Raw genomic sequence first — 12,533 nt, 5'->3', positions numbered from 1 at the left:
TTTCAAGTTGTTTCGGTATAGGCAAAGAGAAAGCCCCTATGCCAAATGTTGAGGCAGTCTCGGTATATCTTCATTTCAGTTAGAGGTCGCCATGAACAAAATCCCCTTTGAGCCCGTCCCATCCATCGCAGAAGAGCTGTCCATCCCCGTCAAAAGCGTGCTTGCTACGGTTTTGCTTCTTAAAGAAGGGAACACCATCCCTTTCATCGCCAGATATCGCAAAGAAATGACCCACAACTTAGACGAGCTTGAGCTGCGCAAGATTGAAGAGCGGCTCGCCTACCTGACTGAGTTGCACGAGAGAAAAGAGACCATCATCGCCTCAATCGAATCGCAGGGAAAGCTCACCGATGCTCTCCTTGCCCAAATCTCTTCCTGCCAAGTAAAAACAGAGCTCGAAGACATCTACCTACCCTATAAGCCGAAGCGCAGAACCCGGGCGCAAATCGCGAGGGAAAAGGGACTCGAACCTCTCGCCGAGAGGATGTTGAGCCAGCCCTTCCCCGCCGATCCCTCAAAAGAAGCCGCCGCGTTCATCGACTTGGAAAAAGGGGTGGCGACAATCGAAGAGGCTCTTGCCGGCGCGCGCGATATCGCCGCGGAAGCCTCCTCCGAAAACATCAACGTCAGATCGGTCATCCGCGATCTTTTTTCCCAAGAAGGCATGCTGGTTTCCAAAGAGGCGGACAAAGAAAAAGACGTCGAACAGAAATTCGCCCAGTACTACGATTTCCAGGAAAAAATCTCCAAAATCCCTTCCCACCGCTATCTGGCGATACGCAGGGGTGAAAATGAAGGGGTGCTGCGGTTTCACATCGAAATCAACGAAGAAGCAGCTCTCAGCGCAATTCAAAAGCTCATGAAAGTCAATTCCCAGTCCCCCTACGCCAAAGAGCTGGCCGCCGCCATCGAAGACGCCTTCAGCCGCCTGTTGAAACCCTCGATCGAAACTGACCTGCGTGTTGAGTTGAAAATGCAGTCTGATCGCCAGGCAGTCGATGTGTTTGCGTCCAACCTGCGCAATGTCCTCATGGCCGCACCCCTCGGCACCAAAACGGTCATTGGCATCGATCCCGGCATCCGCACCGGCTGTAAATGCGCCTCGGTGGATGAAACGGGCAAATTCCTCGATTATGCTACCGTCTTCTTATCCCAAGGGGAGAGAGCGCTTGCTGCTGCCAAAGAGAGCTTACGCGCCATGATCAAAAAGACCAGCCCTTTTGCCATCGCAGTGGGAAACGGCACCTACGGAAGGGAGACAGAAAGCTTCGTCCGCGCGTTTCTTAAAGAGGAGAACCTCGGGCACATCATTTTAGTGTCCGTCAGCGAATCGGGAGCTTCCGTCTATAGCGCCTCCGACACCGCGCGGGAAGAGTTTCCTGATCTTGATCTGACCATAAGGGGAGCCATCTCGATCGCGAGAAGGCTGCAAGACCCACTCGCGGAACTGGTCAAGGTAGATCCCAAATCAATTGGTGTCGGACAATACCAGCACGATGTTTTTCAACCTCTTCTGCACGATAAGCTCAAAGAGGTGGTCGAGAGCTGCGTCAACTCCGTCGGCGTCGAGGTCAACACGGCCAGCGCCTCTTTGCTCACCTATGTCTCCGGCATCGGACCGACGCTGGCAACCAAGATCGTCAAGCACCGCGAGAAGAACGGCCCGTTCAAAAGCCGCAACGCGCTCAAAGAGGTCAGTGGACTCGGTCCTAAAACCTTTGAGCAGGCCGCCGGCTTCTTACGCGTCAGCGAAAGCCCGAATCCCCTCGATAAATCGGCAGTCCACCCGGAACGCTATGAGCTGGTCGAGAAGATCGCCCAGGACCAGAAGGTTTCGCTGGAGGAGCTGATGCGCAGCCCGCGTCTTATCGACGCTATCCCCGTCGAGCTCTACCTGAACACCGAAGTCGGTATCCACACCCTCTCGGACATTATCTCGGAGCTGAAAAAACCGGGTCGCGACCCACGAGCCCTCTTCGAGCCGCCCTGTTTCCGCGACGATGTGCAGACGATGAACGATTTGAAACCGGGAATGAAGCTGGAAGGAATCGTCACCAACGTCACCGCCTTCGGAGCCTTCGTCGACATCGGCGTCCACCAAGACGGTCTGGTGCATATCTCAGAAATTACCGACCGCTACATCAAAGATCCGTCGGAAGTGCTGCAGGTCGGCGATAAGATCAAAGTCGAAGTGCTGCAGGTTGAGCCGGAGAAGAAGCGTATTTCCCTCTCCGCCAAGAAAAACCGGGATGCTGCCAAAGCTCCAGCCAAAAAGGCAGCTCCGAAGCAGGAAAAATTCAGCAGCAACCCGTTTGCCTCCCTCTAAGGGGTCCGATCCATCAGCGGAAGCGCCACTCGTGGGCCGTCCGCTGTTTTTTTTGCAGAGGGGGCAGGGAGGCCCCAAGCAACCGCCTCAAAATTTTATTTTCCAATTTTAAGACCGTTTCCCACTAACAACTCCGAGCCATTGCAGGCAGAAACCGCCTTTAAAATTATTGCCTGCTCTGTTACAATTTTTAGTTTACGGAAAATAATTCACTTCATTTTTTATCCCTTAAATTCCAATTCAGATGAACAAGATAGAAGAGATTCCCTGCCCTTGCTGTAGCCAAAAAGCCTATGCGACATGCTGTCAGCCCCTGCATCAGGGAAAAGATGCTCCCGACGCTCTGGCCCTCATGCGGTCGCGCTTTTCCGCGTATGCGCTAGGTCTTGCCGACTACATCATCACAACCACCCATCCGGCAAGCCTGCTCTATCAAGACGACCGCGCGGAGTGGATAGAGTCCATCCTCAAATTTTCCCGGGAATCGACCTTCCACAACCTCGAGATTTTAGAGTTCACCCCAAGAGCGCCCTTTTCTTCCGTGACCTTTGCCGCCCACCTTTCCAAAAAGCGAAAGAACACCTCCTTCACCGAAAAGAGCTATTTCGAGCTCCTGAACGGGCGCTGGTTCTACCGCAACGGGCTGATCGCCTCCGGCCTCGATGAGCAGCTGACAGGCCCCTCTCCTGAAAAACTCTTGCCTATGGCCTATTTCGGAGATGCGGTGCTTAAGCAAAAAGCAGAGCCGGTTGGAGAGATTACCGAAGAGATCAGGCAGCTTGTAGGTGCCATGCAAGAGACAATGGATGCATTGGATGGCTTAGGAATCGCTGCCCCTCAAGTCAAAAAGTCGCTCCGCATTTTCCTGATCAGACAGCCGATAGAAAATTTCGACGAAACGATCACCCTGGGTGACCTGAAAGTGTTCATCAACCCCACTCTTTTCAATCCGGGAGAAGATACGTGGGCCGATACGGAAGGGTGTCTCTCCATTCCCGGAATCGAGGCCGATGTCGAGCGCCCCTATGAGGTCAGCGTCCGCTACACCGATCTTAACGGAGAGCAGAAAGAAGAGAGAGCCTCCGGCTGGTATGCCAAAGCCCTGATGCACGAGATGGACCACCTAGACGGCATCCTCTTCACAGACCGGCTGCCGGCGCCCCACCAAAAGAAGATCGAGCCTTTACTACAGGCTATGGAAGCACGCATCCGCAAGGGAAGGGCCTCCTGAGGCACCCGATCTGGCCAAATCCTTCTCCAAACTGTTGGCGTCATGCTCCCGCCGAAATCCGATAATCATCTGAAGGAGCTCCGCAGGAAGCATGCTTAAGGGGGATTTTAAGAATTTCCATCCCCGGTAAAGAAGCCAGGCGTCTTGTTCTTGATGCTTCAGCATCGAGTGCGTCACCGCTTCTTTCATTTCGGCAAACAAAAGGGGCAGCCGGTCGGACGATAGCGAAGTGAAAGTTTTTAAATCCATAAGCGGCTCTTTGAAGAGCTCACCGACTTCTCCGGTCATCCTATCTGCCACCTTGACGCGCTCCAATTTCAAAGCTAGGTTGAAGAGGGCGATGGAGCGGAAGGTCGCAGACCGCGCAGCCTCCTGACACATATGCTTCAATCCGAAATTGCCGATCTGATTCACCCCATTTTCCAAAAAAACCAAAAATTCCAGCTCTTCGCGAACACCTGGAAGATCCAGGTCGTTCAACCTAAATCTCATACATTCTCCCGAGGGAAAAAGAAAAGAGCACCACACATCTTGTTTATCCTCAGGGTACAGTATAATGATCTGTTTCAAAGGGTGGGGCGGGTAGCTGTCGGCCGTATTTTTATCCGCTGCAAGGAAGCAGTTGTCAGCTGACATGTTGATTCGCATCAGAGAACCGCTCAACATGGGTTTGAAAGGAAGGCTTTTAATCTGAAGGCCGAATATCTCTTTGCCCCGCAGGACTCTTTTAGTCGAATCCACCACTTTGATCAGTTCTCTCGACACCACGAGCTCAAGCGGCAGTATAGCCCGATACTTCCAAGTCCACGTGTCCGGCTTCTTCGTCCAGCACTCCTCTTTTTTGGTGAAGCACACTACCCCCTCGTCGCGCTCCATTGCCTCGGCAATCTTCTTAAGGATCTGCTCCTGCAGGCCCTTTGAAGAGAGCTCACCGCTTCTTGGATCTTTGCCCATATCAAATTGGATCATGGCCATCGGTAAGTCGTGGTCGGCAAGAAACAATTGAACATACACCGTCTCAAAGTCCACCGGCCTCTGACGAACGCCATTAATATCCAGGACAGGATGGAAGAGAGCACGCTCCCTTGGGTTTTGATGAATACTGAAAAGATCCTCCAGCGTCACTCCACGGCACCGTATCAAATCTTCAGCGAGGCCGTCCTTGAACAAGGCACTCCCCGGAAAACAGTCGACTTCACTCAAAAACCGGCAGAGCAATTCGTTGCTTAAGTGCTCGGATCCGATATGAATGGCCGCCCGTAAAAGCGCTCTTCGCGCCCCTTCCTCTTCATTTTTTGTCCATTCCAAGACAAGCGCTTCCAAACCGATGCTCGTCGCCACAACAAAAGCTGCGTGGTAGATGAACTTAGCTTCTGTCAAGATGAGCTGCTTGAAACCATGAGGGAGAGCCTTGACATCCAGCTCGCTCATCCCCTTTGCAAAACAGCTTTTGGCCAGTTCGGAAATAACCAGAGCGATCGGATTTTGAACATCCTCTTTGACACCTTCAAGCCACCCCAAAAAAACCCTGTTAAAGGAATAGACACCGCCTGTCATTTGCACAAATACTCACCTGTAAAAATAATAACACCCCAAAATTCTATTATAGCCAATTAGATACACTCCATGAGAAAGTTATACCGCCCTCTTTTAAAAACCACGATTGCCGGGAGAGAGGAAAAAAATCAGCGCACCCTTTTCTCCTTTGTTGTATGATGAGAACTGTTCGGTATAATAAAACCTTGTTCCCGCCCTCAGGCGGCGACCGGTTCAAAAGCATTACCCCTCACAAACTTTCTTGTAAGCAAACTGACTCAAAAGAGCCTCTCATGGAAAACAGACAAGCGTCCGTCAAAAGCGCGGATCCCTCTAAGATGAAATTGGACACCCTTCTTGCTCCCTATCAAAAGCGCATCGAAAGCGCCATTGAACAGCACGTTCAAGCCATGGGACCTAAAAACATTCTGAAAGATGCATGTGCATACGTCTTGGCCACTCCCGGCAAAAGACTAAGGCCGGCGCTTGTCCTGATGGTGCAGGAGATGCTTAAACCCTCTTTCGACGCCATGTCCTCGGCGCTCGCGATCGAGTTTTTCCACACTGCCTCTCTGATCGCCGATGACCTTCCCTGCATGGACGACGACGACGAAAGAAGAAACCGCCCCTCAGCCCACAAAAAGTTCGGAGAGGCGACAGCCCTTCTTGCCAGCTATGCCCTCATTGCCGAAGGGTATGGCCTGATTGCAAAAAACGCAGCTGCCTTGCCCTCAAAGCAAGACAGCGTCCTGCAACTGGCCCTGGAAAACTCCACTTTTAATACCGGCATCTTCGGCGCCACGGGAGGACAGCTCTACGATCTGATGCCCCCCGACCGCAGCGAAGCGACAATCCGCCGAATCATCCACATGAAAACCACCTCCCTCTTTGAAATCTCTTTCGTCTTCGGATGGCTGTTTGGCGGCGGAGACTTGGACCGGCTGGAGGACATCAAAAAAACAGCGAGCCACTTCGGCCTGGGTTTCCAGATTTTAGATGATTTGGACGATTATGAGCGGGATTTACGGGAGAGAGGACTGAATATCGCCGTGGAGCTTGGCATCCAGAAGACCAAAGATCTCTTTGCAAGCGAGATGGACGCCTTCCGAAAAAGCCTTCGGCATCTCGGCATCGATTCAAGAGCCCTTCTGACTCTTGCAGACATTATGGAGAGCTCGATCTCTTCAGATTAAAAAAAAAAGGGCCTTGCGGCCCTTTTTCAAAAAACACGATCTCCCGTTTAAACGGAAGCGGCCTCTTTCTTCGAGCGCGTTGATGCGGCAGGCTGAGGAGCCTCTTCCGAATCAGTCGGCGCTGCTGCTGTTGCAATGCCCTTGTTCTTCAGCTTGTCGAGAACACGCTGCTCGATCTCTTCGAGCATCTTAGGTGTCGACTTGAGAACTTCGCGGGCAGCTTCCCTTCCTTGGCCCAAGCGTTCGCCGCCGTAGGCAAACCAGGCACCCTTTTTCTCGACGATGCCAAAATCGACAGCGAGGTCGATAGCCGATCCGGTCCTTGAAATTCCTTCATCGAACAGGATGTCAAACTCGGCGATCGAAAAGGGCGCCGCCATTTTGTTCTTTGCTACCTTCACCTTCACGCGGCTGCCGATTTCGCGGTTGTCGTTGCTCTTGATCGAACCGGTTCGGCGGATATCGAGTCTGACAGAAGAGTAGAACTTCAGCGCCCGGCCGCCCGTTGTCGTCTCGGGGTTGCCATACATCACGCCTATCTTTTCACGGATCTGGTTGATGAAGATGGCGCAGGTGTTGCTTCGCGCCAGCGTCGCTGTCAGCTTCCTCAACGCCTGAGACATCATTCTGGCCTGAAGACCGACAAAGCTGTCGCCGATCTCGCCTTCGAGTTCCGACTTGGGAACAAGAGCTGCAACGGAGTCGATGACGATCACATCCACAGCATTCGACCTGGCCAGCATCTCAGCGATGTTCAACGCTTCCTCGCCGCAATCGGGCTGGGAAATCATCAGGTCGTCTAGGTTAACGCCGATCTTGGCGGCATAGGCGGGGTCAAGAGCATGCTCGGCATCGATATAGGCAGCAAGGCCGCCGGCTTTTTGCGCGTTGGCAACGATGTGCGTCGCAAGCGTCGATTTACCCGAGGATTCAGGGCCATAAATCTCTACGATACGCCCTCTTGGTACGCCTCCGATGCCAAGCGCGACATCAAGGGCGAGAGAACCTGTCGGAATGACCTCGACGCCACGCTGTGCTTGCCTGTTTCCAAGGGACATGATCGAACCGTCGCCAAACTGCTTTTTGATATGGCTGACAGCAAGCTCAAGCGCCTTTCTTCTTTCGGGGCTCGGACTGGGATGGGACATATTAGACTCCTCTTCATTTTGGATTTTTATAGATGAAGATGGCCAGCATAGCCGATTTCTCAATCCCGATAAAGAAAAGAAAGAATCGTCTATTTAAATTTTAACTTTCAATATCTCGTCCCACCTTGTCGTGAAACGGTTGGATCTAAGCGATTGCCGCATCGACCATTTTTTATCAAGACCCTCAGAGGCAAAGACTAACGACTCCTTCCCAAAGGATTTATTCACCGCGTCGATCGCCTGCATGGCGCGTTTCCGCCTTTCCAGATCGGGCGCTCCGGAATGAAAAAGGTCCTGCTGAAAGAGGGATTTTGGCACCAGTCCCTCAAGAACAATCCCTGCCTTCCGATAACTCCGTCCCGCTTTATATAGAGTTTTCACCGCTTGCCGGGAAGCTGCGATCAACGCAGGAGTGAAGTCGGTGGGTTCAGGCAGTACGACCCTGAGCGCGCGCGCTCCTGCCCTGAAGGGGTGATAGACGAGGCAGACGCTGATGCATGAGGCCAAAAGCCCCTCTTTCCTCAGTTTTTCGGCGGCCTTCGAGGAATAGGCGGAAACAGACTCCAGGATATCATCTAAAGATTCCGTTGCCCGCCCAAACATCCGGGAGGTGGCGATCGTTCCTTTCAGGGGCCGCCCGTCTTTTAACGGAAAGCAGCAAACACCCCTTAGCTCGGAGGCCACCCTCAAGCCTACAATCCCCAGGTGCTTTCTGATCCAGGCATCATCGGCATCTCTCAAATCGAGAGCTGTCTTGCAGTTAAGACTCTTCAAAAGAAGAGTCCAGCGATGGCCGATTCCCCACAAATCTTCCACGGGGAACTGCTGCAGAAGATCCGCCTCGTCAGACTGTGTTAGAAAATGAAACCCGCCCGACTTTTTAGCGCATTTATTGGCTGCCTTCGCGAGCGTCTTTGTCCGCCCGATACCGACGGAAACCGGAATCCCCGTCTGCTTCAGCACCGTTTCCTTAAGCGTTCCGGCAAAAAGAAGGGGGTCTTTTACATCCGCATCAAAAAAAGCCTCGTCAATGGAATACACATCGATCTGGGGAACTAAGGAGCGGACAATATGCATCACCCGGTCTGAGAGATCGCCGTAGAGGGCGTAGTTGGAAGAGACTGCAACTCCGCCCACTCTCTGCAGAAAGAGGCGAATCTCAAAATAGGGCGCACCCATAGGAATGTTAAGCGCCTTCGCTTCATTGGACCTTGCTATCACGCACCCGTCATTGTTGGACAAAACGACAACCGGCCTGTTCAAAAGCCTGGGATTGAACAGACGCTCGCAAGAGACGTAGAAGTTATTGCAGTCCAAAAGTCCGATGAGCATCAGAGAGCCTTGTGGATGATGTAGCTCACAACGCCCCACACAAAACACTCGCTTCCCTCTTCGATTTGGATCGGAGGATAGCGCGGATTTTCCGGAAGCAGAAAAACCCCTTTCGAGTCAATTTTAAGACGTTTGACAGTAAACTCTCCGTTGACTACGGCAACAACGATCTTTCCGCTTTTTGCCTCAACGGAGCGGTCGACAACCAAAATATCTCCCGAGTGAATGCCGGCATCGATCATCGAATCGCCCTCCACCTTTACAAAAAAGGTGGCGGCCGGATGCTCGACAACCAGCTCGTTGATGTCGAGTTTTTTCTCGATATAGTCCTCGGCAGGAGAGGGAAAGCCCGCCCTTACTGTCGAATGAAAGGAGGGGATGAACAACTGCGCGCCCTCTTCAGGCCTCGCGATGTCGACGACTTTTAGCGGATAGGGCTCTTCTGTAACCACGCTTTTCTCTCCTTGCCACGAAATAAAGACAGTATACCTCAAGGGGGGATTATCCCTCGTGGTGAAACCTATCCCTTTCTAATTCATCCCGTTCAAAACAGCGGAATTATATCATTTTAGTGTTAAACAATTTAGATATGTAAAAGCGATTACTCTTGACCGGATGGCAAGCGACCTTTTATACATGTAGCCAAAGAACAACAATGTTCAATGCACGTGATAAAGTGCCCCTCTCGAGGGGAGAATAGGAAAACGGGTTAGAACCCCGTACGGTGACGCCGCTGTAACGAAGGACGATGCGCTTTTAGTCAAACGCCACTGCCCGATATGGGTGGGAAGGCCAAGCGCAGAGGATGATCTCGGAGTCAGAAGACCTGCTTTATCTCGCTCATCGACCGCACCCCGTTAAAGGATGCGGAAAGCCGCCTCGTTAAAGGCGGGATGGGGGGAACCGAGAAATCCATATCCCCTTAAATATTCTATTGATTTCATGCCCGTCCTGGGAAAATCACTCCCCGGATTCGGCATCCTATTGTCATTTTTAAGGGAGAGCCTCTATGGTCCAGCATACACTCATGCAAATCGAAAAACGGGACGGCAGCTTTGCCTCCTTCGATCCTGCTAAAATCATCCGCGCCATCTCAGGCGCTTTCCGGGAAGAGAGGGGGCTTGAGAGCACTCAGCTTCTTGGAAATAGCGATCTTGCCCGCATTGGCGAAATCGCCACACGAGTCGAGCAAGAGATCGAAAAGTTCAACCGCGACAGCCTGCACGTTGAAGAGGTGCAGGACTTGATTGAAAAAGAGCTCCTGCGCGAAGGGCTATATGAGATTTTGCGCCGCTTCATCCTCTTTCGCGAAGACCGGTCGCGCGAACGCTCCTTGAAAGGAGGCGGCCAAAGAATCCATGTGGCAAGAAGTGATGGCTCGGAAACACTTTTCCGCCTCGATGAAGTGGAGTCCAAGCTGGACAGAATCTTGACGGGCCTAAAAGGGGCGCCCAAAGAGAAGATTGTCGACGCCTTTTGCAAGAACCTCTACACAGGCATTGATGAATCCGGCGTCCAAGATGCCCTAATACTGGCTGCCTCGAGCTTAATTGAAGAAGCGCCTGAGATGGAGTATGCCGCAGCGCGTCTGCTTCTTCAGAAGATCTATGACGAAGTCTTGGAGGGTAGCGAAGAGGGATACGGCACCCTATTTGAGAAAAGAATTCAGCAGGGAGTGAGAGCCGGTCTTTTAGATCCAAGGCTTTTGACATTTGACTTGAAGGCTCTAAGCCAGGCTCTAGATCCGACGCGCGACCTGCTTTTTAAATATCACGGTCTAAAAGTTCTATATGACCGCTATTTTCTTCATATCAAAGAAAAGAGAATTGAGGCGCCTCAATTCTTCTGGATGCGCGTCGCCATGGGCCTCGCTCTTAATGAAGAGCAAAAAGAAGAGCAGGCTATCGCGTTTTATCTCAACCTCTCCAACCTGCTTTTCATCAGCGGGACGCCCACCCTATTCAACTCAGGAACGGTTCATCCCCAACTGAGCTCCTGCTACTTAAGCACCGTCGAAGACGACTTGGACCATATATTCAAGGTCATCGCCGACGACGCCAAGCTGTCTAAATGGGCAGGCGGCATCGGCAACGACTGGACGGACGTGAGGGCGCGCGGCGCGACCATCAAAGGGACTAACGGCTTAACCCAGGGCATCATCCCCTTCCTTAAGGTAGCCAACGATACTGCTGTCGCGGTCAACCAGGGCGGCAAGCGCCGGGGCTCCTTCTGCGCCTATATCGAGCCGTGGCACTTGGATGTTGAAGAATTTATCGAACTGAAAAAAAACACGGGGGACGAACGACGGCGTACACCCGACATGAATACCGCCCTGTGGGTGCCCGACCTTTTGATGAAACGCGTCAATGAAGGCAAGACCTTCACCCTTTTCAATCCTTGCGAAGTCAAAGACCTCCACACACTGTATGGACAAGCATTTGAGGAGCGCTATGCATTCTATGAACAAGAAGCCCAAGAGGGCAGAATCCGTCAGCACAAGACAGTGATTGCCGAGGAGCTTTGGCGCAAAATCCTGACGATGCTCTTTGAGACCGGCCACCCCTGGATTACTTTTAAAGACCCCTCCAACATCCGTTCCGCGCAAAGGCACTGCGGTGTGATCCGCTCCTCCAACCTCTGCACCGAGATTCTGCTCAACACCTCCAGGGAGGAGACCGCCGTCTGCAACTTAGGCTCTATCAACTTAAGCAGGCACGTCACTGAGGAGGGATTTGATTTTAATGGGCTGAAGCAAACTGTCAGGACGGCAATCCGGATGCTCGACAACGTCATCGACATCAACTACTACCCGACAGAAGAGGCCAGGCGCTCTAACTTAAAGCACCGGCCTGTCGGACTGGGCGTCATGGGGTGGCAAGAAGCGCTTTTCATTCTGAAGGTTCCCTATGAAAGCGAGGAGGCGATCAAGCTTTCCGACACACTGCTGGAGACGCTTTCTTACGAAGCAATCGACGCTTCTTGCGACCTTGCCAAAGAGCGCGGTTCCTACTCCTCTTTTGCCGGATCGATGTGGTCTAAGGGCATCGTACCGATCGATACGGTAAAGCTCGTCGCTCAAGAGCGCGGAGGGTATCTCGATATGGACTCTGCAACATCTTTGAATTGGGACAAGCTGCGTAAGAAAGTGACCCTCCAGGGGATGCGCAACTGCCAGGTGATGGCAATCGCCCCGACTGCCACCATCGCACAGATCGCTGGCACTACCCAATCCTTTGAGCCTCTCTATGCCAACCTCTACGTCAAGTCCAACCTGTCGGGGGAATTTTCCTCCATCAACAGCTATCTGATCGATGATCTGAAGAGGCGCGGCCTCTTTGACAGCGAGATGATTGCCGATCTGAAATACTTTGACGGATCGGTGCTCCCGATCGACCGCATCCCGGAAGATGTCAAGCAGCTTTACAAAACGGCATTTGAAATCGGCCCCGAATGGTTGCTAATGGCCGCGTCCAAACGGCAGAAGTGGATCGACATGGGACAGTCGCAAAACCTCTACATAGCCAATCCAAGCGGCAAAGCGCTCTCGGAGATGTATTTCAAAGCGTGGCGCTTAGGTCTTAAAACAACCTACTATCTTAGGTCCAAGTCAGCGACGCAGATCGAGAAATCGACGCTTGACGTCAACAAAAAGGGGCTGCAACCCCGCTGGATGAAAGCGAAGTCAGCCACGAGCGGCATCGAAGTGAAGCGCTCTGCCCAGGCATGCGGACTCGATTCCTCCTGTGAAAGCTGCCAGTAAACCCCTC

The 12,533-nt window shown here is 52.4% G+C and carries 8 protein-coding genes and 1 riboswitch; of the genes, 4 read left to right on the top strand and 4 right to left on the bottom strand.

Going from position 1 to position 12,533, the window contains the following annotated elements:
- The first annotated feature begins 91 nt into the window (after positions 1–91).
- Together ELAC_RS01000 and def are read left to right on the top strand one after the other, a co-directional pair.
- Complete coding sequence (locus tag ELAC_RS01000) at positions 92–2,326, top strand: Tex family protein (RefSeq protein ID WP_098037407.1); 2,235 nt, start codon at positions 92–94, stop codon at positions 2,324–2,326.
- A gap of 244 nt (positions 2,327–2,570) precedes the next feature.
- Positions 2,571–3,557 carry a peptide deformylase gene (gene def / locus ELAC_RS00995; protein WP_098037406.1) on the top strand — a complete coding sequence of 329 codons (987 nt, stop codon included), beginning with the start codon at positions 2,571–2,573 and terminating at the stop codon, positions 3,555–3,557.
- Here def and ELAC_RS00990 read toward each other — a convergent pair.
- Complete coding sequence (locus tag ELAC_RS00990; RefSeq protein WP_143406396.1) at positions 3,513–5,120, bottom strand: hypothetical protein; 1,608 nt, start codon at positions 5,118–5,120, stop codon at positions 3,513–3,515. The two genes, def and ELAC_RS00990, sit on opposite strands and share 45 nt — an antisense overlap.
- A gap of 266 nt (positions 5,121–5,386) precedes the next feature.
- Here ELAC_RS00990 and ELAC_RS00985 point away from each other — a divergent pair, with 266 nt between their 5' ends.
- Positions 5,387–6,286 carry a polyprenyl synthetase family protein gene (locus tag ELAC_RS00985; RefSeq protein WP_158227768.1) on the top strand — a complete coding sequence of 300 codons (900 nt, stop codon included), beginning with the start codon at positions 5,387–5,389 and terminating at the stop codon, positions 6,284–6,286.
- Between the two features lie 47 nt (positions 6,287–6,333).
- Here ELAC_RS00985 and recA read toward each other — a convergent pair whose 3' ends face one another.
- From recA to ELAC_RS00970, 3 genes are all read right to left on the bottom strand, one after another.
- Positions 6,334–7,434, bottom strand: a complete 1,101-nt coding sequence (gene recA / locus ELAC_RS00980) for a recombinase RecA (protein WP_098037403.1) — start codon at positions 7,432–7,434, stop codon at positions 6,334–6,336.
- A 93-nt stretch (positions 7,435–7,527) separates the two neighbouring features.
- Positions 7,528–8,766: a Y-family DNA polymerase gene (locus ELAC_RS00975; RefSeq protein ID WP_098037402.1), complete on the bottom strand. Its 1,239-nt coding sequence runs from the start codon at positions 8,764–8,766 to the stop codon at positions 7,528–7,530.
- On the bottom strand, positions 8,766–9,218 hold the full coding sequence (locus ELAC_RS00970) for a LexA family protein (RefSeq protein WP_239414289.1): 453 nt from the start codon (positions 9,216–9,218) through the stop codon (positions 8,766–8,768). The genes ELAC_RS00975 and ELAC_RS00970 overlap by 1 nt, the downstream gene beginning before the upstream one ends.
- A gap of 205 nt (positions 9,219–9,423) precedes the next feature.
- Positions 9,424–9,614, top strand: a riboswitch (cobalamin riboswitch).
- Between the two features lie 161 nt (positions 9,615–9,775).
- On the opposite strand from ELAC_RS00970, the gene ELAC_RS00965 reads away from it, so the two are divergent.
- Entirely contained in the window at positions 9,776–12,526 is a 2,751-nt protein-coding gene (locus ELAC_RS00965) for a ribonucleoside-diphosphate reductase subunit alpha (protein ID WP_098037401.1), read from the top strand.
- Positions 12,527–12,533 lie beyond the last annotated feature (7 nt).

The sequence above is a fragment of the Estrella lausannensis genome (assembly GCF_900000175.1).
GTDB lineage: Bacteria > Chlamydiota > Chlamydiia > Chlamydiales > Criblamydiaceae > Estrella > Estrella lausannensis.
The sequence above is the reverse complement of the archived record's forward strand: the minus strand, read 5'-3'. Positions and strand labels throughout refer to the sequence as shown.